Annotated in this window: 22 protein-coding genes and 1 pseudogene; 6 read left to right on the top strand and 17 right to left on the bottom strand. The window is 42.9% G+C overall.

Annotated elements, in window-relative coordinates:
* Window positions 1–44 precede the first annotated feature (44 nt).
* A pseudogene (locus B0682_RS02380) lies at window positions 45–554 on the bottom strand (hypothetical protein); the annotation flags it as partial.
* A 208-nt stretch (window positions 555–762) separates the two neighbouring features.
* Between B0682_RS02380 and recJ the strand changes: the two are divergent.
* Both recJ and B0682_RS02370 read left to right on the top strand, forming a co-directional pair.
* The gene (recJ, locus tag B0682_RS02375) at window positions 763–2523 is read left to right on the top strand and encodes a single-stranded-DNA-specific exonuclease RecJ (protein WP_078306508.1); all 1761 of its coding nucleotides are present in this window, start codon (window positions 763–765) and stop codon (window positions 2521–2523) included.
* A 71-nt stretch (window positions 2524–2594) separates the two neighbouring features.
* The gene (locus B0682_RS02370; RefSeq protein ID WP_078306507.1) at window positions 2595–2780 is read left to right on the top strand and encodes an NF038104 family lipoprotein; all 186 of its coding nucleotides are present in this window, start codon (window positions 2595–2597) and stop codon (window positions 2778–2780) included.
* A gap of 85 nt (window positions 2781–2865) precedes the next feature.
* Here B0682_RS02370 and B0682_RS02365 read toward each other — a convergent pair whose 3' ends face one another.
* The 10 genes from B0682_RS02365 to prmB form a co-directional block, all read right to left on the bottom strand.
* Entirely contained in the window at window positions 2866–3501 is a 636-nt protein-coding gene (locus B0682_RS02365) for a GDSL-type esterase/lipase family protein (protein WP_078306506.1), read from the bottom strand.
* Between the two features lie 7 nt (window positions 3502–3508).
* Entirely contained in the window at window positions 3509–4552 is a 1044-nt protein-coding gene (ruvB, locus tag B0682_RS02360; RefSeq protein ID WP_078306965.1) for a Holliday junction branch migration DNA helicase RuvB, read from the bottom strand.
* Between the two features lie 28 nt (window positions 4553–4580).
* The gene (gene ruvA, locus B0682_RS02355) at window positions 4581–5240 is read right to left on the bottom strand and encodes a Holliday junction branch migration protein RuvA (protein ID WP_078306505.1); all 660 of its coding nucleotides are present in this window, start codon (window positions 5238–5240) and stop codon (window positions 4581–4583) included.
* 273 nt (window positions 5241–5513) lie between these two features.
* Entirely contained in the window at window positions 5514–5921 is a 408-nt protein-coding gene (locus B0682_RS02350) for a hypothetical protein (protein ID WP_078306504.1), read from the bottom strand.
* A 162-nt stretch (window positions 5922–6083) separates the two neighbouring features.
* Window positions 6084–7280: a phosphoglycerate kinase gene (locus tag B0682_RS02345; RefSeq protein ID WP_078306503.1), complete on the bottom strand. Its 1197-nt coding sequence runs from the start codon at window positions 7278–7280 to the stop codon at window positions 6084–6086.
* Window positions 7281–7410: 130 nt separating this feature from the next.
* Window positions 7411–8604 (bottom strand): GTPase ObgE, encoded by a 1194-nt coding sequence (gene obgE / locus B0682_RS02340; RefSeq protein ID WP_078306502.1) that lies wholly within the window; start codon window positions 8602–8604, stop codon window positions 7411–7413.
* A 94-nt stretch (window positions 8605–8698) separates the two neighbouring features.
* Window positions 8699–10114, bottom strand: coding sequence for a glyceraldehyde-3-phosphate dehydrogenase (locus B0682_RS02335; RefSeq protein ID WP_078306501.1), 1416 nt, complete (start codon window positions 10112–10114; stop codon window positions 8699–8701).
* Between the two features lie 182 nt (window positions 10115–10296).
* Window positions 10297–11400, bottom strand: coding sequence for a chorismate synthase (gene aroC, locus B0682_RS02330; protein WP_078306500.1), 1104 nt, complete (start codon window positions 11398–11400; stop codon window positions 10297–10299).
* A 157-nt stretch (window positions 11401–11557) separates the two neighbouring features.
* Entirely contained in the window at window positions 11558–11773 is a 216-nt protein-coding gene (locus B0682_RS02325; protein WP_276206622.1) for a protein NO VEIN domain-containing protein, read from the bottom strand.
* A 9-nt stretch (window positions 11774–11782) separates the two neighbouring features.
* Window positions 11783–12820 carry a 50S ribosomal protein L3 N(5)-glutamine methyltransferase gene (gene prmB / locus B0682_RS02320; protein ID WP_240494855.1) on the bottom strand — a complete coding sequence of 346 codons (1038 nt, stop codon included), beginning with the start codon at window positions 12818–12820 and terminating at the stop codon, window positions 11783–11785.
* A gap of 363 nt (window positions 12821–13183) precedes the next feature.
* On the opposite strand from prmB, the gene B0682_RS02315 reads away from it, so the two are divergent.
* The gene (locus B0682_RS02315; protein ID WP_240494826.1) at window positions 13184–14512 is read left to right on the top strand and encodes a L,D-transpeptidase family protein; all 1329 of its coding nucleotides are present in this window, start codon (window positions 13184–13186) and stop codon (window positions 14510–14512) included.
* 200 nt (window positions 14513–14712) lie between these two features.
* Here B0682_RS02315 and B0682_RS02310 read toward each other — a convergent pair whose 3' ends face one another.
* Complete coding sequence (locus B0682_RS02310; protein ID WP_078306499.1) at window positions 14713–14916, bottom strand: hypothetical protein; 204 nt, start codon at window positions 14914–14916, stop codon at window positions 14713–14715.
* Between the two features lie 457 nt (window positions 14917–15373).
* Here B0682_RS02310 and B0682_RS09540 point away from each other — a divergent pair, with 457 nt between their 5' ends.
* Complete coding sequence (locus B0682_RS09540) at window positions 15374–15541, top strand: hypothetical protein (RefSeq protein WP_169832899.1); 168 nt, start codon at window positions 15374–15376, stop codon at window positions 15539–15541.
* Window positions 15542–15596: 55 nt separating this feature from the next.
* Window positions 15597–16499 (top strand): methyltransferase domain-containing protein, encoded by a 903-nt coding sequence (locus B0682_RS02305; protein WP_078306498.1) that lies wholly within the window; start codon window positions 15597–15599, stop codon window positions 16497–16499.
* A 57-nt stretch (window positions 16500–16556) separates the two neighbouring features.
* On the opposite strand, the gene B0682_RS02300 is transcribed toward B0682_RS02305, so the two are convergent.
* From B0682_RS02300 to B0682_RS02290, 3 genes are all read right to left on the bottom strand, one after another.
* Complete coding sequence (locus B0682_RS02300) at window positions 16557–17417, bottom strand: 16S rRNA (uracil(1498)-N(3))-methyltransferase (RefSeq protein ID WP_078306497.1); 861 nt, start codon at window positions 17415–17417, stop codon at window positions 16557–16559.
* A gap of 36 nt (window positions 17418–17453) precedes the next feature.
* Window positions 17454–18938 carry a 3-deoxy-D-manno-octulosonic acid transferase gene (locus B0682_RS02295; RefSeq protein ID WP_078306496.1) on the bottom strand — a complete coding sequence of 495 codons (1485 nt, stop codon included), beginning with the start codon at window positions 18936–18938 and terminating at the stop codon, window positions 17454–17456.
* Between the two features lie 78 nt (window positions 18939–19016).
* A complete protein-coding gene (locus B0682_RS02290) occupies window positions 19017–20552 on the bottom strand; it encodes a tetratricopeptide repeat protein (protein WP_078306495.1) in 1536 nt (511 codons plus the stop codon).
* Between the two features lie 427 nt (window positions 20553–20979).
* On the opposite strand from B0682_RS02290, the gene B0682_RS02280 reads away from it, so the two are divergent.
* A complete protein-coding gene (locus B0682_RS02280; protein ID WP_078306493.1) occupies window positions 20980–22149 on the top strand; it encodes a DEAD/DEAH box helicase in 1170 nt (389 codons plus the stop codon).
* 1 nt (window position 22150) lies between these two features.
* On the opposite strand, the gene B0682_RS02275 is transcribed toward B0682_RS02280, so the two are convergent.
* Together B0682_RS02275 and ccoS are read right to left on the bottom strand one after the other, a co-directional pair.
* Window positions 22151–22957: a sulfite exporter TauE/SafE family protein gene (locus B0682_RS02275; RefSeq protein WP_078306492.1), complete on the bottom strand. Its 807-nt coding sequence runs from the start codon at window positions 22955–22957 to the stop codon at window positions 22151–22153.
* A gap of 112 nt (window positions 22958–23069) precedes the next feature.
* Complete coding sequence (gene ccoS / locus B0682_RS02270; protein ID WP_078306491.1) at window positions 23070–23285, bottom strand: cbb3-type cytochrome oxidase assembly protein CcoS; 216 nt, start codon at window positions 23283–23285, stop codon at window positions 23070–23072.
* Window positions 23286–23502 lie beyond the last annotated feature (217 nt).

The raw sequence follows: 23502 nt of genomic DNA, 5'->3' as shown, positions 1-23502 counted from the left end.
TGTTGAGACTGATTGCCCTGAGTTTGGCTGTTTTGGGCTTGGCTGTTTTGATTTTGAGCTTCTTGGCTGTTTTGAATGTGCTTAGCCAGTCTATAGCACTCATCAATGTGGTCAAAAGCAATTTTCTTAAAAATCATGTATCCCAAGCCAGCAGACACCAACTGACCACCAAGGGGAACAAATTTAGTGATTTGTTTGGCGGCAATGCGACCACCAAAACCTTGTATGGTTTTTTTTGCCATGCCACGAGTAGCAACCAGCCCTGCAAATGAAAGAGCACGGTCTTTTAAATTTTTAAAAAGTTGGTCTTCACTTTCATCAAGTTGGTTAACATCATCAATTAATTGAAACTTTTGGGTAATCTGTGGCAGTATCTTACTCAACAACCCTGCATCAACAGCGACATCTAAAAATGGCACAGGAACAACCGCAACCCCAGCAGAAACTTTGGCACGAGATTTAACCAATTCTTGGCATTCTTGTTTTACTTTGTCTAAATCCAACTTTGCATCTATTTGTTCAGGTAAAGTAGATGGAATGGCGGTGTTTTTCATAAAATCCATGGTGTCCTCTATGTTCTTTATCTAACTGATGAAAAATACTAACTAATAACACTGATTAATAACACTGATTAATAACACTGATTAATAACACTGATTAATAACACTGATGAAATGACATAAAATAATGCGTTTATCTATTATAACTTATTTGCCAAATTTCTCCATGGTGGCTTTGTAATATTTTTGCTAAAATACGTTTATGTTGAATTTAACCCCCAGATTTGTGGGCAATTTGCCCAACTCGCTTATCAACCTTACCTCGCTTTCCGACACCACAAAGGCATCGGTTACTTTAGCCAGAGTATTTGCTGGTCGTGGTGTGTATGAACCTGAGCAGTTACTGACCCATATCTCAAGACTGTTGCCTGCAGACAGTCTTATGGGTATTGATGATGCTGTGATGCTGATTGATAATGCCATTGATGCCAATGAGCGTATTTTAATCATCGGTGATTTTGATTGTGATGGGGCAACCAGCACTGCCTTGATGGTGCGTTGTCTAAAAGCCATGGGTGCTAAAGTTGCTTATCTGGTTCCTGACCGCTTTAAATACGGATATGGCTTAACGCCAGAAATCGTTAGGCTCGGTATGGATGACCACCAACCCGATATCATCATCACTGTTGATAATGGCATCTCCAGTCATGAAGGGGTTAACACCGCTAAAGCACATGGCATCAAGGTCATCATCACGGACCATCATTTAACCACCAAAGCCACACCCAATGCTGATGCGGTGGTTAATCCCAATCAGTTAGGGTGCTGTTTTGCCAGTAAGTCTTTAGTGGGTGTGGGGGTGGCATTTTATGTGTTGGGTAGGCTTGCCAAAAGACGGCGTGAAGAAGGTAAGTCGACTTATCAAGTCAGTCAGCATCTTGACCTTGTGGCATTAGGAACGGTGGCAGATGTTGGTGTTCTTGACCAAAATAATCGTATCTTGGTATACCATGGGTTAAACATGATAAGACAGGGTACTTGTTGTTTGGGTATTTTGGCATTACTCAAGCAAGCGGGTCGAGATGTTGATAAAGTGACTGCCCATGATTGTGGTTTTGTGTTAGGACCTCGCATCAACGCAGCAGGACGTATGGACAGCATGAGATTGGGCATTGAGTGTCTGCTCAGTGATGATTGGGAGCAAGCGGAGCAACTGGCATCACAACTTGATAAGCTAAACCGTGAGCGTCGCCAAGTTGAAAATAAAATGCGAGAGGAAGCGGACGCTATTTTAGCCAATTTGCCCATGCACAACAATGATAAACGCAGTGTGGTGCTGTATCAAGACGATTGGCATCAAGGGGTGATTGGCATTGTTGCAGGACGATTAAAAGAACAATATTATCTCCCCAGCATCGTTTTTGCGCCTGCCGATAGAAAAAAAACAGGAGATGATGATGCCATTAAAGGTTCTGCCAGAAGCATCATGGGGGTGCATATTCGTGATGCCATTGAGCAGGTGGCTGAGCATCACCCAACTCTCATCAGTCATTTTGGTGGGCATGCGATGGCAGCAGGGTTGACCTTAAAAAAACGTCAGCTACCTGCGTTTATTAAGGCATTTGAAGCGGTGATGGCAAAACAAGATAACCAGCTGTTTTGTGAGCAAAAATTTACCGATGGGCAACTACATGCACAAGATTTCAGCTTGGCATTTGCTGATGCTTTGCGTCATGAGCATATTTGGGGACATGGTTTTGTTGCCCCAAGTTTTGATGGGGTCTTTGGCGTGGAAGATGCTCATATTTTAAAAGACAAGCACCTAAAACTATCCTTAAGTTATCCCAATGTGCAGTATCCGATTGATGCGATTTGGTTTCACTATGATGCGGACAAATGGGACTATCGTGCCTGCCAAGTTCATGTGTTGTTTGGCTTAGATGTGAACGACTGGAACGGGAGACAAAGTTTACAACTGATGGTGCAAGATTTGGCGGTGATGGACATACAAGCAAAGGTGTGAGACATCTCAACCATAAACACAAATGCCCAGCAATACCCAACCAGCAACACTAAAAATACTTAAGGATTTTTATGAAAAAAATACCGACTTTCTTGGTCATCATCGCCGCCGCTTTAGCATTACAAGGCTGTGTGCATAAAGTTGTTACCACCCCTGTCAAAGTTGCTTACAAAACAACCAAAGGTGTGGTCAAAGGCACAGTGGCGGTGGCAAAAATGGCGATACCCGATAACGATAAAAAAGATGATAAAGAGTAAAACTGACAACATGCTTGACACAACATGCTTGATACACATTTATTTACGCAAACTCATTCACGTCAATTTGTTCACGTTAATTCATTCACACAAATCCTTTATTTTGTAAAAACTGGTATAGATTATCAGCAAACTTGGCATAACCTTGGGCATTGGCATGAATTTGATCAGATTTGAGTGATTTATCGGATAAAATTGCTGACCAACCGCCATCACCTTTGGCAAATAGGGGTACATCTTTTTCTTTGGCAATATTGGCATAAATGGGATTATCACTGGCACTGCCAAATAATGCAGATGTGCTCAAATACGGCTCGGCAATCAATACCAATGCAATGTTGGCGGATTTAATTTTATCAACAATGTTGCTGATGTTGGCGTGAGTGGTGGTGGGGGCAACTTTTTGTAGCACATCATTGCCACCAATGCCCAATAAAATCAAAGCAGGATTTTTTTCAATAATGCCATCTAGTCGATTAAGCACACCTTGCGATGTGTCGCCATTGATGCCTTCATTGATGATGTTCCACCCTGTTTTATCAGCCAAAATTGTTGGATAGGCGGTTTCGGGCGTTGCTCCATAGCCAAAGGTCAACGAATCACCGAGGGCAATGACTTTGCTCCCTTTGGCAATTCTGCTGTGGCTGGGTGAATGATTGCCACAGGCGGTTAGGGCGATGACACTGACAAAAATAACAAACTGACGGCGGTTTATCATCATACTCCCATCACTTTTCTATGTTGTGCATGTTAGGGTTGTGCATGTTGGGACCATGTGCGTCTTGTTCATGTTCTGTTGCCATTTGGACAATTGCCATTTGTGTAAGCATTCGTCCACGAGCAGTACGCACCACATAGCCTTGTTGGATAAGATATGGCTCTATCACATCTTCTAGTGTGCCTCTGTCTTCTGCCATGGCAGCTGCAATCGACTCCACACCAGCAGGCCCATCATCAAACCGTTCATGCAACATTTGCAAATATCTTCTGTCCAAATGGTCAAGTCCTCGTCTGTCTACCGCCAACATGTCCAAAGCACTGCCAGCAATATACTGGCTGACTCGTCCATCACCCTTAACTTCAGCATAATCACGCACCCTCCGTAACAGACGATTGGCAATTCTAGGTGTGCCACGAGAACGCCGTGCCACTTCCAACGCCCCTGCTTCATCTATCACAATGTTCATCAGCCGTGCCGAACGACTGACAATGGTGGTTAAGTCTGCAATGTTATAAAACTCCAACCGTTGCACGATGCCAAATCGGTCTCTTAATGGTGATGTCAACAGCCCTGCTCGAGTGGTCGCTGCCACCAAAGTAAAGGCTGGCAAATCCAACTTAATTGAGCGAGCAGCAGGTCCTTCACCAATCATGATATCCAGCTGAAAATCTTCCATCGCAGGGTATAATATCTCTTCAATCACAGGGCTTAAGCGATGAATTTCATCAATAAACAACACATCACCTGCTTCCAGATTGGTAAGCATGGCTGCCAAATCTCCTGCTCGCTCAAGCACAGGACCTGATGTTGAACGCAAATTCCCTCCCATCTCTTTAGCAATGATGTTAGCAAGTGTGGTTTTTCCCAGTCCTGGTGGGCCAAATATCAAGGTATGGTCAAGGGCTTCTTGTCGCCCCCTAGCAGCATTGATAAACACCTGCATCTGTTCTTGCACCACAGGTTGACCAATATAATCGCTCAGTCGTGATGGCCTAATGCTCACTTCAGTGTCTTCTTTTCGTGCTATTGGACTGATTAATCTGTCTGACATCATCATTTTTTAATGCTTATGTTGGGGATTATTTGCCAAACTGCTTTAAAGCAGCTCGCAACAATTCTCGACTGTTTATGGCAATCTTATCACTGTCAAGTTGCTGTTTGGCGATTTTAATGGCAGATTGAGCCTCATTTTCTCGATAACCCAAGCCTTTAAGGGCATCTTCAATCTCAGCAATGACTTTCATTTCATTCACATTGCCATCAACACTGGTAGGGCGATTCACATCACCATTTGTCGATAAAGATGGCAAAATGTCTGTTGTGGGCATGCCATCAATGACGTTTAGCTTATCTTGTAGCTCTATTAACAAACGCTGGGCCGTTTTTTTACCGATGCCAGGCACTTTGGTCAGACGTAAGTCATCTTGTGATTCAATGGTTTGCATCAGCTCTGCCACGGTCATGTTAGACAGCATTGCCAGTGCCATTTTACTGCCCACACCGCTGATTTTGATTAACTGACGAAAAACATCTCGACTTATCTTTTTATCAAAACCGTACAGTAAGTGAGCATCTTCTCGCACATGTAAATGGGTAAACAGGGTAACGGATTGGTGAAGTTTTAATAAATAAAAATCAGGTAATGTTAAGTCGATGTCATATCCGATGCCACTTTCGGTCATGACACAGACAGTTGGTTCAGCCAAACTCACCACCTGTCCTGAAATAATGCTAATCATGAATGTATAACGTCCTTGAGGTATTTATCCTTAGGCGATTAAAAACACGCCCTAGCTTAAGCAGATAAACAGCCATTTTACCGCAAAACACCGTTACTGCAAAATTGTAAAATACGCTGGAATCATAAAAACTGTCAAATCATAAAAAAAGACCTTGATTGATTGTTCAAGGTCTTTTTTAGACATCAATTATTTTTTAGACATCTATTTTTTAGACATCAAGATAGAATAAAAACCAAATGCACATTCTTAATCAATCCTAATTAAGATTGATTAATGGGCAGTGGTGTCCACTTGAATGTCAGTTTCGCTGGTGGCTTCAGCGTGAGCATTGGCTTCAGCTTCTTGAGCACTTTGAGCCATGCTATCAGCACCTTCTGCAACCGCTGTGGCAGCATCAGATGCCACACTAGCAGCACCAGCGGTGACTTCATCTGCCCCGTCAGCGATGGCCTCCCCTGTATTAATGGCAGCACCTGTGGCAACCGAACCTGCTGTTTGGGTAGCGTCCACAACTTCTGTACCAGCTTCTTGAACAGCCATCTGTACATCTTGACCAGCTGATTCGGCGGCGGCTTCTGGCTGACCTGCATCAACATGTTCTTTGGTTTGTTGGCTACAAGCAGTCATCATAAACATACCAGCAACCAAACCTGCGATAACGAATTGACGATTTGACATAATAAACCTCGTGGTTATAAAAAAATCGGTTGATTTTAACCAATTTAAAACCCCAATGCAACTAAAATAAAAATGGCTGATGAGCGACTGGGACGTACTCTCAGTAACCCCTAATCCCTTGGTAACTTTCCAGCAACATAAGTAACAGGGTGGTTTTTTGTATCATTCGGTTAATACGGCAACGGCAGGTAAGGTTTTTCCTTCGACAAATTCTAAAAAAGCACCCCCTCCTGTGGATTGATAACTTACCCCATCAACCACCCCAAAGGCATCAATCGCCGCTAAGGTATCACCACCCCCTGCAATACTATATGCGTTGCTGTCCTTGACCGCTTGAGCGATGATTTGTGTGCCTTGGGCAAAGGCTGGCACTTCAAACACACCAACAGGGCCATTCCATAACACAGTTTTGGCGTGTTTAATGGCATCTGCCATCATCTTGGCACTGTTTGGAGCGATGTCTAAAATCATCTCATCGTTGGCAATGTCAGTCACCACTTTTGTCTGACTGGGGGCTTGTTTTAGCGAGCCAATAAAATCGGCAAAATCTATGGCAGACTTAGGAGACACCACCACATGACTGGGCAACAAAACTTGCGTTTTACTCATGATGTGCTTGGCAGTGTCTAATAAATCTGCCTCATAAAGTGATTCACCCACATCATGCCCTTGTGCTGCCAAAAAAGTATTGGCAATACCACCGCCAACAATCAGCTGATCACAAATTTGTGCCAAGCTGTTAAGTACGTCAAGCTTGGTAGAGACTTTAGAACCACCAACAATTGCCAGCATGGGCTTGGCAGGGTTATCCAATGCTTTTGCCAAGGCATCTAACTCTTGAGCCAATAAAGGCCCTGCTGCGATGACTTTACCTGCTTGTTTGGCAGTCTTAAATACGCCATGTGTTGATGCTTGGGCTCGGTGAGCCGTACCAAAGGCATCCATGATAAACACATCTGCCATGTCCGCATATTTGGCTGATAAATTAGGGTCATTGCTCTTTTCACCCACATTAAACCGAACATTATCCAACAACACCACTTCACCCTGATTAAGCTTAAGCGGTGTGTCAATGTCAGTATGCAACGCCACTTTTTGCCCCAAGGCTTGGGTCAGATAATCAGCAACAGGCCTTAAGGAAAATTTATCTGTTAAAGTGCCTTCTGTGGGTCTGCCTAAATGCGATGCAATGATGACCCCTGCCCCTTTACCCAATGCTTGCTTGATGGTGGGCAGACTTGCTTGTAAACGGGCATCACTGGTGATTATGCCACCTTTGATGGGGACATTTAAGTCTTGGCGGATAAACACCGTTTTGCCTTGCATGTCCAAATCTTGCATTCGGGTAAAAGTGTTCATGGTGTCCTTATGTCTCTTCAGTGTGATGGTTATGTCATGTGTAATATGGTGATGGTCATGTCATATGGCTGATATTTTATGTGATTGTTATTTTATGTGATTGTCGTGCTGTTAATCAACCAATATGATTTTAAGGGGCATACACCACTTCAACGCCATCATCGTCGTCGATATTTTTAACACCTTCACGAACAGCCTTTTGGGCAGCTCGGTAGGCTTGCTTTTGAGCTTCGATGTTGTGTCTGACTTGAGATTCTAAACGCTCAAAACGTTCTTGTTGCTCTTCGGCGAATATGGGGTCTTGGGCTTCTCGCTCTTGCTCTCGCTCAATCTCATTCATCAGATGATGCACCACCGCTTGTACGCCTTCCCCCGTCAAAGTTGATGTGCGAAACACCATGCCTGTCCAACCCAATTCTGCCACGATGTGCGTACACACTTCATTTTGTTCATCTTCAGCAATTTGGTCGATTTTATTTAACACCAATATCTGCGGTAGCTTGGCAAGCTCTGGTGAAAATTTTTCGAGTTCATGAATAATCATTTGAGCGTTTTGTACAGGGTCGCTTTGGTCGATTGGCATGACATCAACAATGTGCAATAACCGTCTGGTACGAGCCACATGCTTTAAAAAACGAATGCCAAGCCCTGCCCCTTCTGATGCCCCTGCAATCAGTCCTGGAATGTCTGCCATCACAAAAGAACGGTGCAATCCCACATCAACCACCCCAAGGTTGGGCGTTAAAGTGGTAAACGGATAATTGGCAACTTTGGGCTTGGCAGCGGAGACTTGACGGATAAAGGTGGATTTGCCTGCATTAGGCAAACCAATCAGACCCACATCAGCCACCACTTTTAACTCAAGTTGTAACACTTTTAGCTCACCTTCTGTGCCGTGAGTGGCTTTGCGTGGGGCTTGGTTGGTTGAGCTTTTAAAATGGGTATTGCCCAAACCACCTTCACCGCCTTTAGCAACCAACAGTGTTTGCCCTTTTTTGGTTAAGTCGCCAATGACTTCATCAATATCCAAATCAATCACTGTCGTACCAACAGGTACAGGCAAATAAATGTCATCTGCCCCTTTGCCAGAGCAGTTTTTACTACTGCCATTCTCGCCACGTTTGGCATCAAAACGGCGAGTATAGCGGTAATCCACCAAGGTATTGGTATTATCGTCAGCAATGACATACACATCACCACCGCCACCACCATCACCACCATCAGGCCCCCCTTTGGGGACGTATTTTTCTCGGCGAAAGCTAACAATGCCATTGCCACCATCGCCTGCTTTGACGGTGATTTTTGCTTCATCAATAAACTTCATGGGTCATTTGCCTTTTAAAATCTGCTATGAGCTTTTGAATTTGTGAGCTTTTGAATTCAACATCACTGCAATTGCCATATCAGTTAGCTTGGTATCAGTTAGGTAACTGAGTATGATTTATTCCCACCATGGCATTTGCCACTCTAAGCACCTGTGTGCCATAGCCCATTTCATTGTCATACCAAACATACACGGTGGCATGGTTGTCTGTCACAATGGTCGCTTGTAAGTCAATGATGCCCACTTTTTGTGTGCCAACAAAGTCTGTGGATACCGCTTCGGGTGAATCACTATAAGCAATCTGTTCTTGCCACAGGTTAGATGTGGCGATTTGTTTTAGGTATTGGTTTAACTCTTCGGTATTGTTGGGGGCATTTTTTAAATTTAGGTTTAAGATGGCAATACTGACATTGGGGGTAGGCACACGAATGGCATTACCAGTCAATTTGCCGTTTAGCTCTGGCAGTGCTTTGCCAACTGCTTTGGCTGCTCCCGTGCTGGTGATGACCATGTTTAACGGCGCAGAACGTCCACGGCGGTCTTTTTTATGGTAATTGTCAATCAAGTTTTGGTCATTGGTAAAGGCATGAATGGTTTCCACATGCCCTGTTTCTACGCCATATCTGTCATTGAGTACTTTTAAGGTTGGGGTAATGGCATTGGTGGTACAGCTGGCAGCACTGACAATATTCGCATCACCAATGTCGTGGGTATTGACGTTATACACGATATTTTTGATATCACCTTTGGCTGGGGCAGTCAGCAATACTTTGCTTGCTCCTTTGGCTTTTAAATGCTCAGACAAACCAGCTCTATCTGTCCATATGCCTGTGTTATCAATGATTAACGCATCATCAATCCCATAAGCGGTATAATCAATCTCACTTGGGTTTTTGGCATAAATGACCTGCACAAAACGACCATTAATGATAATGCCATTATGAACATCGTCCACTTTGACATCACCCACAAAACTGCCATGCACCGAATCACGTTGTAATAACGATGCTCGTTTGGCAAGATCACCTGATGGTGCAGGACGAACCACAATGGCTTTTAACTGTAACCCTGTGGTGGACACCGCTTGACTCATCAGCAGACGAGTCAAAATACGACCAATGCGACCAAAACCATACAACACCACATCAGTGGCTTGGTTTGTGCCTGATTGAGCATTGGCAATGACGGTATGAACATCACCATGAACAATTAATTGCCCAACATCTGCACGAACAGCCGTGAGTTGGGCTTGTTTTAATTGATGAATGACATCTAGAGTGTCAGACAACTCGATGACTTTGGTCTGTGCATGATGGGTTGCCTCTTTGTGTAGGGCAATCAGCTGTTGAACACTCTTGCCTGCCAATGCTTCACCAAACAAGGTCAGTTGCACGTCATGGTCATTTAATTCTTGCAAACCCAGTAGAATTTCTAACGCTTGCGTTTCAGCGGTTTTTTGTTCGGCTAAATGATGATGATAATGTGCTTGTAATGCTTGGGTGTTACTCATGATGATTCCTTATTATCTGTGCATTATTTGATGGTTTGATGTGTGCTTTTGTTTGTGTTAATGTGTATTAAGGTGATGTGTCAAATTTTAATGGAAAACTCAAATTTTAATGGAAAACTATTGTAGATGAAATGGTGATGTTTTGCCAGTTTGTTCATTTATTAACAGGCAGATAAAATCCATCATTCAATCGGCTTAAGTGGCAACACCACATCGTTATTTTGTCCCCGATGTCGCAAATAGTGGTCAAGCAATGTCATTGCCAGCATCGCCTCGGCTATCGGTGTGGCTCGCACCCCCACACAAGGATCATGGCGACCTTTGGTCAACATATCAATTGGGTTGCCATTAATATCAATGCTTTTGCCTGCGGTGGTGATGCTTGATGTGGGCTTTAAAGCAATTTGCACTTTAATGGTTTGACCGCTTGATATGCCACCCAAAATCCCCCCTGCGTGATTGGTATTAAAGCCATCAGGCGTTAATTCATCTCGACCATCATGCCCAAATTGCCCAGCCACTGCCATGCCATCGCCAATTTCCACGCCTTTGACCGCATTGATGCCCATCATCGCATGAGCAATGTCAGCATCTAAACGGTCAAACACTGGTTCACCCAACCCCACAGGCACACCTGTGGCTAAAATGGTGAGTTTCGCCCCACAGCTTGTGCCATTTTTTCGGCATTGGGTAATTAAACGCTCAAATTTTGGCAAGGCATCTTTATCAGCACAAAAAAATGGATTGCCATTCACAAATTGCCAATCAATGTCTTGTTCCGCCATGTCGTTTGCCATGACGTTGCCAATTTGGCTAACAAATCCTCGAATTTCCATGCCCAACCGTTCACGCAAAAATTTTTTAGCAATCGCACCCGCCGCCACTCGCATGGCAGTTTCACGAGCGGAAGAACGCCCACCACCACGATAATCTCGAAATCCATATTTCATGGTATAGGTATAGTCAGCATGACCCGGACGAAAGGTGTCTTTAATATCGCTGTAATCTTTGGATTTTTGATTGGTGTTACGAATAAGTAAACCTATCGGTGTGCCTGTGGTTTTGCCATCAAACACACCAGAGATGATTTCAACAACATCATCTTCCTTACGTTGGGTGGCAAATTGACTTGTTCCGGGCTTTCTGCGGTCAAGGTCGATTTGTAAATCTGCTTCGGTCAGTGGCAGATTGGGCGGCACGCCATCAACGATGGCCATTAAACCTGCCCCGTGTGATTCACCACAAGTAGTTACGCTAAAAAGTTTTCCGATTGTGTTGCCTGACATTGTTTATCCTGTTTGTCGTCTGTAATCATTGGTTCATGCTTTCTAAAAAAAATCTTTTCTCTATTGTTCGATTATGTTGCCACGAGAATTACTCTTAACAATTAAGCATTTAAAAACTCATAAGCATTTAAAAACTTATATTTTTTAAGTAAAGCACTTAATATATTTCACATTCTAAATGATATTCTTTTATGGATTTTGATTGCACAATCACTTCTCTAAAGTTTAAATTTTTAACAGGGTTGTCAATGGTTAAAAATCTCGGAACTTCATTTAGATTTAAAACCAAAGTTAAAATATAGTCATTTTGATATTCTTGGGCTTTTAAATACTCATTTTCTGTTAAACGAATTTTACCTTTATTTTGGCGAATGCCTTTAACTTACTCACCTTTCACATACTCCGCAAAATGCTCCCGATTTTCTATCAACTCATCATAATCCATCGCAAAAATCCCATGCCCACCATGTGCAAAGCTAAGCCAATCAAACTGAATGTTAGGATAAGCTTGACGCAACGCCCACGCACTATCACCCACTTCACACACCAACAACCCATCATTGCTCAGATAATCTGAAGCATGGTACAAAATCTGATGCACCAAATCCAAGCCATCTTGCCCTGCCGCCAACGCATGGTCAGGCTCATGTAAAAACTCAGGGGGCAAATCTGCCATGGTTGCCGCATCGACATAGGGCGGATTGGTCACAATCAAATCGTATTGGTTGTTAGCAGGTAATTTATCAAACAGATTTGATTCAATCAGATTTACCTGATGTTCAATGCCATGATGCTCCACATTCACCGCCGCCACTTCTAGGGCATCTTTATCAATATCAGACGCATCAACAGACGCATCAACAAATCGACTGGCCAAAGCGATGGCAATGCACCCTGACCCTGTGCAAAGGTCTAAAATGCGATCTGGCTGTGGCAAATGTTTTCTTGCCAGCCCATGTTCATGCCAATGAGTGGCTTTATCGGAGGTTTGTGTCCCAACAGTCTTGGCAAATTCATTGGTTTCAAAATAAGGATAAAACTGCTGACGAATCAGCTCTGCAATGGGAGACCTTGGGATAAGCACTCGTTCATCCACATAAAACGGCAAATCACAAAAGTAAGATAAATTAATCAAATAGCTTAAAGGCTTGCGTTCAATGATACGCTGTTCAAGTAAGGTCAAAATGGCGTGCTTTTCCACATCAATCAAACGACAATCTAATATCGACTCATCAGAAAAACAATCCAATGACAACGCATACATCACCAACGTGTTGGCTTCAACAAAGGGGTCTGTTGTTCCTTGTGCCACCACCACATCATGCTCTTTTAACGACGTCACCACAAAACGAATAAAATCACGAATGCTGACCAGTTGCTGAGATGCTTGAGCCAAGCTATTTGCTAAATGACTGCCCATCAAGCCAAAGTCAGCTTGTTCATCACACACATCATTGACATGATTAAAGTTGTTTGGTGAGTTGTTTGATAGATTGTTAAGTGAATGGGTATCTGAATGTGTGTTCATCGTCATATACTGTCCTTTAACGAAAACCTTTAATGAAAATATGATGGCAACTGAAACATGATGTGAGCGAAAAAAGCTTTTTTAACCTTTTTATCTTTTTAACCTTTTTATTAAGTTAAAGAAATGTATTAACTTCATAAATATTGTGTTGGTTAGATTCGATATTATGTCATCTTAGAGGGCAAATTGCTATAATAGAACGTTTGATGACATTCGTGTCCGTTTTCATCGTGTCCGTTTTCATAAGGAAAACTCATGCTTGCTATGAACTCAATCATCGACCAAACCACAATATCCCCATCAAACCAGCAACACAAACAGCAACAAAGATGGGTTAAGCCCATTGTTCGCTCCATGACGCTGGCCAGCATCATCACCAGCGTCATGGCAACCAGCTCACTGGCAATGGCGATAACCGATGAACGCCAATTTCAGCACCGTCCCAACACAATGATGCCCCTACAAAATGAGGCACAAAATGATGAAATCTTAATCATCAATCACGATGACATTAATGACGGCATTGATGACGGCATTGAAACCAACACCAGTCTTGCCAAACAACTGGCAGATGATAATGACATCGACGCAGGAGAAGCCATCGTTAACGACGACAGTCTCGGTAACATCGACACTCAATCGATTGATAGCATCACGCAAAGTACTCAGCCTGCCACACCTTATAACCAGAACATCACTTTAAGTCAATATGCCAAAGAGGTCAATCGTATCCATTGGTATGAAGGCATGAAACAAAACAACGCCATGACCGCCAAACTGCAAGCCCTGCTTGATTGGAACCACGCATCACCAGGTCCAATTGATGGCGGTTGGGGCATGAACAGCATTAAGGCACTCAAGAACTTTCAAGCCATGAAAGGGCTGAAACAAACTGGTAAAATGGACACTGCCACTTGGCAAGCCTTAAACAAAAACATCTCTGCCAGTGAACCTGTGCTAAAAGCTTATACCATCACCAAGGAAGATGTAAAAACCAACTTTGCAACCACACCATCAGGTAGCCAAGCCAAATCAAAAATGAAAGGTTTATATTATCAAGACATTTATGAAATGCTGGCAGAACGTTTTCACATGGACGTACGGTATCTTAAAAAACTCAACACCAACAAAAAATTTGTAGAAGGGGACATCATCACCGTCTATAACCCTGGCAAAACGCTCAACCGAACCATCACTCGTGTGGTCGCCAATAAAGCGGACAAAACCTTATATGCTTATCATGGAGACACCTTAGTCGCCACCTACCCAACCACCGTTGGCAGTACTGCCACACCATCACCACATGGCACATTTAAAATCGTTAATAAAGTAAAAATGCCTTGGTACAAATCCACAGTGGGCGAAGGAGAGGACAAACAAGTATACATGTTGCCCCCCGGCCCCAATAGCCCAGTTGGGGTGGTATGGATGGGGCTAAATAAGCCATCTTACGGCATTCATGGTTCACCCATTCCAGAGGGCATCAGCCGTCAAGCATCACATGGCTGTATCCGTCTTACCAATTGGGACGTGTTAGAAGTGTTTGCCAACATTCAAAATGGGGCAAAAGTTGAGCTAAAATAATTGAACGAAAATGATAAAAGCTTTTTTTATAAAAACTTGTCTTGAATGCTTGAATACCTACTAATCACTTGACCTATTTTACCCAAAAAACCGACAAAGCAAAAAGCCGACAAACATAATCAATGTCGGCTTTTTGCTTTTTTGTCTCAATTCACGGCATCATCATTGGCTGCCTTGTTGTCTTATGATGGCGAAACAGGCTATGACAACTCATTACGGCCAATTTGGTTTACCTTTTTGGTTAAGACATACGCCACTGGTGCAGACACCACCGCTCCAACAATCACCGCTGTCCAAATGTGTGGGATTTCATCATAGCCCACCACCAATGCAATGATCATCAAGACACCGATAATAACGGTTGTTGTCATGGAATATAGCATACTTAACAGTGCCCAGTTCATGCAATTCTCCTTAAATAATGAGATAAGCGGATAACAAATCAGACAATGAATAAATTTGATTGTTTGTATTTAACCTTTATCTTTAACCATAGTTATACACTTTTTATCTCAATATGTATGTTAAAAGTGTGTCTATATCGAACAAACTTTTCCCTATTACTATCAAGGATTTTAGTGTATGATGTTGGTGTCATTATCAATATAAAATCCGTCAATATAAAATCCAAGGTGCCTCAAATCAGATACCTCAAATAATGTACCCCAAATGATGTCTTAAATATGGTTGTCAATATTTTTGTAACCGATGTTATCCTTGCTTTAATCATTACCCCATTATCCAGTATAATCCCAACATGACAATCCCAGCATGCTTTTGTTACTCTAAACTTTTGTTATTCTAATTTTTGTATCGCAATTTTTTATATACCAACTTTTGACATATCAACAAGGACTTACCATGAATGATGATAACACCTTAACCACTGATAACGCCAATATCAACCAAGATGGCGAACCAGTAGCCAAACAACAAGTGTCTAATGAATCTGCTTTAGACATGATGAAAGGCTTGCATGAGCATGAACAGCACGAAGATTTGGACCAAGAAAGCTCATTGCTTGATTAATTTGGTTAGATGACCAAGTTGTTAAATTGCCAAGTTAATGATGCCAAAGTTCGTTATGACTGCCAATACTGCCAATCACAGAAGCGATCGCAATTTTGATGGTGTGGCAAGCCACTTTGCCAATAAGGTTTATGGCAGTCTAAAGGGTGATATTCGCCTGGCAGGGTTACAAGCAGATATTTTTCCTTGGGTAAACCAACAAAGTGAGCGACTTGGGCGACCGTTACGCATCTTAGATGTGGGGGCAGGATTGGCACAGCTCAGTCAACAACTGGCAATGATGGGGCATGATGTGGTTATCAATGATGTGTCTGCTGACATGCTACAACTTGCTCAACAATCTTGGCAACAGCTTAATCAAAGCCAGTTTAATAAAAGCCATCAAACAACGTTAGAGCAAACAAAGACTAACAATTCTCATTGTGTGAATGGTAACATCATTTGGTTACATTGCCCTTATCAAGAATTGACCACTCAACTATGTGTCATGTTTGATTTAGAACAATATGAGGGCTATTTTGATTTGATTTTAAATCATGCAGTGCTTGAGTGGCTGGCAGAGCCTGCTGATTTTATTGCTTTTGCCAAAGTATGGCTACACGATGATGCCATGTTGTCATTGTGTTTTTATAATCCAGCCAGCTTTGTGTATCGTAACTTGGTGATGGGTAATTTTAAACTGCTTAATCGAGATGATTATCAAGCTGATACGGACAAAAGTCTGACTCCCAATCACCCTGTTGAGATAACTCAAGTGCGTCAATGGCTGACGATGGCAGGCTTGATAGAATCATCAGTACGTGGGCTTAGGGTGTTTTATGATTATACCACCCATAAGCGTGGTGGGCTTGCCAATGACCAAGCGGTGATTGAGATGGAGTGCCATTATGGCATGATTGAGCCTTATAAATGGTTGGGAAGATATTTACACATCATGGCAACACCACAACACAAATGACAACCAGTAATTAACAACAAGCATCAAAAAAAAACAAGTATCAACAACATCAATGGATTAATGGATAAAACTGCCTAAAATGCCATTCACCATCGCTTCGGTACGCAAAATTCGCTGACCATGACGCATGGCAACAAAGCCGTATCGGACAAATAACGCAACTTCAAAATCTATCCACCCCCCTTCTGCCCCAATGGCAAGCACATACGGTTTGAGGGCATTGTCATGAGTGTGCAAAGAAACCAACAAATTGACCAATTCGTTATCCGCATAAGGGTGAGCAATCATCGCTGTTGGATAAAAGCGTCGTGTTACCAATGATGACATCTGTGTCGGTAAAGCTTTGCCAAGTTGACTGGACTTAAATAAGCACTGATGACCACTTTGTCCATTGAACTGAGCAATCATGCCACTTAAGTCATCTTCAACAAAAGGACGCAAACGTTTTTTAAAATAGACATTAGGAGCAATGGTATCCACTGCTTGTTGTAAGCCTTCTTGTATGAATTCTGGCACACGCTTAAGCAAGGGCGATTGCCAATAGCTTTTTTGGCTGCGATGGCTGTTAACCAAGATAATATCATTCACCCCTAAAGCCGTCATGTCAATGATAAGCCGTCTTAACACTTTTGGTCTGGGAAGTGCCAATATGACACTCACGCCAAGCTTGGGCGGTGGTGGTTGGGTGAGTGTTACTGTGTCTAGCGTTATGGTGGTGTCGGTCATGTGAGCGATGCGAGCCACGCCCAAGTTTCCCCCCAATTGACCAATTTTAATTGGGTCATTGATGCCACGTTTTAACACATTTTTGATATGAGCAAGTTGGTTGAGCTCAGTGATGCTGGCAGTATGATGCGACTTACCGTCTGCTGATGTATGGACAGTAAAATCTGCCTTAGGTAATAAAATGACATTCATGATTGACTTGACCTCACTTCACCTCACCAATGACAGTTAATAACCAATGGCAGTTAAAATTGGTTGCATCTGCTGTTGTTGTGCGTGTTGATGACTTTGTACCAATGCTTGACCACTCATACCTGCTTGAAGTGCTTGTTTTGGCTCTGTTAGCCAAATATGCAATTGTTGAGTAACTTGCTCAATCGCTTGCTCTTGAGTTTTATCTATTGCTAACTGCCACAATGCACCCACTTGTCTGAGTTCATCGACAATGCTTTGACAAGATTGGGTATATGCACCCATAATGACAGGCACACCAAGCTGTACCGCTTCGATGGGGTTGTGTCCACCAATATTGACAAAAGACCCTCCCACCACCGCCACATCTGCTAAGGCATAAAAACCCATCAATTCACCCATGCTGTCTGCCAAATAAACTTGAATATCCGTGGCAATCACTTGTTTAGGGTTGTTACTGCGTCGCTGCCAAGTAAAACCAGACACATTCAGCAAACTTGCCACATCGTTAAAACGTTCAGGGTGTCTTGGCACAAGGATAAGCAGGGCATCAGCAAAATCGCTTAATAAACGTTGATGAACCGCTAAAAATAATGCTTCTTCGCCCGCATGGCTGCTACCCAACACATAGATGGGACGGCTCACATTCTCGCCTGCCTGTTTTGTCTGCTGAGTTTGTAATAAAAAACCAAAGTCCACATGTTCATCACGGTGATTGTCTTGTATTTGCCATTTTAACGATGGGGCAAGCATGGTCTGTGTTGCTCCTAGTTGCCTAAAACGCTGTGCCGATAAATCATCTTGCACGATGATGCCAGTCAGGTTGTGCATCATACTTTGGCTTAATTTGGCAAAAGTTTGATAACGTTTGGCAGATTTGGCAGACAGTCGAGCATTGACCAAAAAAGTGGGAATGCAACAACGTTTTAACTCATATAACGTATTTGCCCACAATTCAGTTTCAACAAATAAGGTTGCCACAGGTAACACTTGCTTTAAAAATGCCTGTATGACTTTTGGCTCATCAATAGGCACAAACCCATGACGAACACGTCCATCAGCAATCTCTTTGGTAAACAACGACCGTCCACGAGCATGCCCTGTGTGTGTGGTGTTGGTCAGATAAATATCAAACCCTAATGCCAAAAAAGCACGCAGCATGGGGGCAATGGTATTCATCTCACCAAGCGATACCGCATGTATCCAAATGCAACCAAAGTCTGTATTGACACCAGCAAGCTTGTTGCTTGTGTCATTTGCCATTAACTTATCTGATGTTAATTCGTCTGTCATTAACTTATCTGACGTTAACAGTGATGTTGGGGCTTGCTGTTTTGTGTGATAACGCTGACCAAAGCGGTCAGCAATCTCTTGCTCATAGTAAGGATTGGCACAACGCTGATGGCGATACCATAACCACCAGTGATAAAATGGCTGAGCAATGCGTATCAGCAATCGATAATACAAGGGTGGTTTTTTGGCAAACGTCGATTGCTGGGTGATGGTCGTTTTATTTATCATCTTAAGGGTGTCTTTATCATCTTAAGGGCATCAATATTCGAATACGAGACCTAAGGAAGGGCATGATACCTTAGGTTATTAAACAATCATCACAATCAAAATTGCCACCACCGCCACAGCTGCCATCAACTTGATTAACCGATCATCACTTTTTATCTCTTCTTGACGTTCAGCAATCATCATCTGAGCCAAATCCATTTGTTTTATCAGATTTTTGGCTTCTTCATGCCCTTTGTCTGCTGCTAAATTTAGCCAATGCCGCCCCATATTGACATCAACATTCACCCCCAATCCCTGATAATACAGCTTGCTCATCATTCGCATGGCTCTGGGGTCTTGGGCATTAGCGGCGGTTTGTATCAGCATCAAACCTTGTTGTTGGTTGTCATCAAACCATTTACCTTGCATCAGATACACTGCCAAATGCAACATGGCATCACTATTACCTTGCTCTGCCAGTTTTTTTAATGCTGATTTTGCTTGATTTAGGCCATCTTGTTGTTTTTGGGTCAGTTTGCTAAGCACAGCCTGCTTAGCATCATCAAGCGTGGGATACGCTTTATCTAACCGCACAAAAAACTGACTGACCTTTTGATACGCCAAATTGCCAACATTTTGTTGTACAGGCATGGTCATGATGTCTTGCATCAATTCAGCAAAAATACCATGACTGGCAACGATGGATTTAACCGATGCCATACCAACTTTGGCTGTTGGTATGGATTGCGACACCGAATGCTTCACTGAACCTTGGGCTGAACTTTGGGTTAAATTTTGTGATAAAACTTGCACACTGTCTTGAAATGTGGCGGGCGTTTGTGAATTGGTTGGTGGTTGCTGAGCATTTGCCTGATTTGTCATGGTTGATGCTGTCTGCGGTGGGCTTTTTTGTGGTAAGCGTTGTTGTGGTAAGTGTTGTTGTGGTAAGTGTTGTTGTGGTAAGTGTTGTTGTGGTAAGTGTTGTTGTGGTAAGTGTTGTTGTGGTAAGCGTTGTTGTGGTAAGCGTTGTTGTATCGCTTGATACAGCCCACTAGGCACACGCATGTCTGTTTGTATTGAGCGTATCACATTATCAAAACTGCCAAATAAGCGATTGATGATCGGCTCAAGAACAAAAAACATCTCAGGTTGCTTGATGGTTGCTACCGTAATTTTTGCCAGCCGGGCATCTGTGCCATCAGCATATTGCACCGCCAACGCATGTACCCAATCTTGAGCCATCGCTTTTTGAGCATTGTTTAATTGCCCCACTTGGGTCATCAGCTGATGCTGACCGTACCATGTTGGCGGATGTTGCCATTGTTCTGCCAACACTTGACCTGCATAATGACCAATAATCAACAACAGACTGACAAAACGTTCATCTGCCAATAATCTTCGTTGCATGTCAGCGGTGTTCACGCTTTTTTGAGCTTGGGTGAATGTTTTTATCAGCTCTTGGCGAAGATGTGTGAGCATCGCATCAATGCGTTGCAAACTCAGCAAACTGCCATCTAGCTGGCATTGGCGTAACACGCTTTCATACGCCACTGTACCTGACGGCAAGGCATGGTTATGATAATCTGCCCAAAGATGGTTGGCATGTAAGTTTAAATGGTTGTGGTCAATCGCCATGGTCTGTCATCGCTATTTTATCAAAGTTGTTTTATTGAAGTGATGTTAACAAAATTATTTGAGCAAGTTATTTGAGCAAGGTTATTTTAGCAAAGTTAAATGGGTTAAGCTTAATACAATCAGCACCAACCACGCAATCGCCATACCTGCCTTGACAATTCATCATAATAACATCAGTATGATAAAATCAGTCAAACATGGCATACCTTTTTTGATACAGATTGGTTATACTATCTTTTTTATGACCAACAAACCTTTAAACCTTTGTGCTTGGCAAACCTTTGTAACTAAAAAATGTATCATTGGCAAAATTGATGCTTGGAAAAATCAAAAGACATTAAACTCAGCCATGAGCAGCAAAGCCACTGACCAAACTAGGTTTTCAATGCACAGTATCTTATTCACCAATAACCTTTAGGATATTCTGTTGTCCACTTTAGACGCACCCCACACATTTCGTTATTTTCATCAACTGCCACTGAATCCAGCGGTAAAAAAGGCAGTCAAAGCGTTAGGATTTAGCGAACTGACCCCCATTCAAGCCCAAATTTTACCACACACGTTGGCTGGGCAAGATGCCATCGGTCAAGCCCAGACAGGCACAGGAAAAACCGCCACATTTTTGCTGACCATAATTGAAGCCTTACTTAAACGTCCCTTTAGCAACCACGAAACTCGCTATGTGGGTGAGCCAAGGGCAGTTATCTTAGCACCCACCAGAGAGCTGGCACAACAAATCCATGATGACTGTCTTGAATTGACACGCTTTTGTGATTTACATAGCGTGTGCGTCATGGGCGGCAAAGATTATGACGCTCAAATCCAAGCCATTGACCAAGAATATTTAGACATTTTAATCGCCACGCCCGGACGGCTGATTGACCTACTGCATAAGCATCATCTGTTTTTGGACAGGGTGGAAGTGCTGGTGTTAGACGAAGCTGACCGCATGCTAGACATGGGATTTATCCCAGACATCAAACGCTTGGTGCGAAAAATGCCTACCAATACTGAACGGCAAAGTCTGCTGTTTTCTGCCACCTTTAACCAAGACGTGATGAACCTTGCGTATCGCTGGTTATATCAGCCTGTGTTTATTGAGATTGAGCCAGAACACAAAACCAGCGAACTGGTTGAACAAAAATTTTATCTGCTAAGCGATGAGCAAAAACTCACCGCCATTGAACACATATTGCAAGATGATGCCGTTAATAAGGTCATCATCTTTGCCAATCGCAAAACACAAGTCAAATGGCTCTATGATAAACTCAAACCCAACCACCAAGTTGTGATGCTCTCAGGTGATGTGGAACAAGCCAAACGAGAACACCATTTATCTCGCTTTAAAGAGACAAAGACCAAAATCTTAGTCGCTACCGATGTGGCAGGGCGGGGCATTCATGTTGATGATGTCAGCCACGTCATCAACTACAGTCTGCCTGAGCAACCTGATGATTATGTGCATCGCATTGGTCGGACAGGACGTGCTGGACAAACAGGCATCAGCATCAGCCTTATCAGTGAAGATGATGCCTTTAACTTACCTGCCTTAGAAAGCCATCTACAAACCACATTACCATTGGAGCAATGGCGATAGGTTAATGACCATGATGTGAATGGTCTTGATGTGAATGACCATGATGTGAATGGTCTTGATGAGTGGGTGATTGAGTGTCTTGATGCAAATGTATGTGGTGATGAGCATGACCGTGTGAACCATGTCCATGATGACCACCGTGGTGCATTGCCATTGGCACAACAATCACTGCCAGCCCTGATAACACCATCACCGCCCCATTCAGTTGACGCAAACGCAACCTACCAATTTGCTGATGCAACCAGCCTACGGTCTCTTGTGTGGCAACCAACATCGGTACTGTCCCCAGACCAAAAGTGAACATCAATACCGCCCCTGTTGCCACATCATGACCAACCACCGCCATTAACAACGCCCCATAAACCAAACCACACGGCAAATAACCCCACAATAACCCAGCCATCAATGCTCTAGGAAACGTGGTCAGTGGAAATATTTTTTGACGCAGTGGGGCAAGCCATTGCCAAAATTTCATGCCCACCTTTTCTAATTTATTAAGAAGTGGCACACCCAACATGGCAACACCAATCAGCACCAACACCAACCCTAATAAAATGCGTGGCAAATGACTGCCTGTCATTAATGGTTCTAGCACTGTCGTCCCTATCAGCCCTGCAATGATGCCAAGCACAGCATAACTGAGCAAACGACCAAAATGATACAACGCTATCAAGGCTCGTTTTTTGCCTGCACTCACCCCTTGCATGGACAACCCAAAGGCAGTAACAAGCCCCCCACACATGCCCAAGCAATGCGGCGAGCCCAAAAAACCCATCATAAATGCAGCCACAATCAACGCCAATGACATCACCCACCTCTTTATTTAGATTGTGTAAAATTTAGGTTGTGTAAAATAAAAATGGCTTAAAACCAGAGCCAACATCGTTAACAGTGTAGAGCGTTAACAGTATTGATCTTTATCAGTGTTGACCGTGTTTGCCACCTTGACCATCAGTGTTGACCGACTGGTTCGACTGTAACTGCTCACGGCGTGCTTGCCTATCGTCCAAGATGATGCGTTGTGATGCGTTATCCAAATCCTCAAATTGATTAGACTTCACCGCATAGCGTATTGCCCAGATACCAATCACAAACAGCATCAAACTTAAAGGGATAAGCAAAAACATACTGGTCATGGAAATTCTCACGCTAAAATCTGTCAACAGTTTATCACATTATGACAATGAATGATGGGATTGATATTCATCAAACATGAAATAAAACATGCAACCGACGTATGACCGACAATGACAATAAAATGATGCCAACATGATGATAAAATGATGATAAAATTCCTTTTTTCCTTTTTTCCTTTTTTCCTTTTTTCCTTTTTTCCTTTTACTGTTTAAAAAT

Origin of the sequence: Lwoffella lincolnii (genome assembly GCF_002014765.1) — a bacterium.
Taxonomy (GTDB): Bacteria; Pseudomonadota; Gammaproteobacteria; order Pseudomonadales; family Moraxellaceae; genus Psychrobacter; species Psychrobacter lincolnii.
Note: the sequence above shows the minus strand (reverse complement) of the source record. Positions and strands in the feature narration are given on the sequence as shown.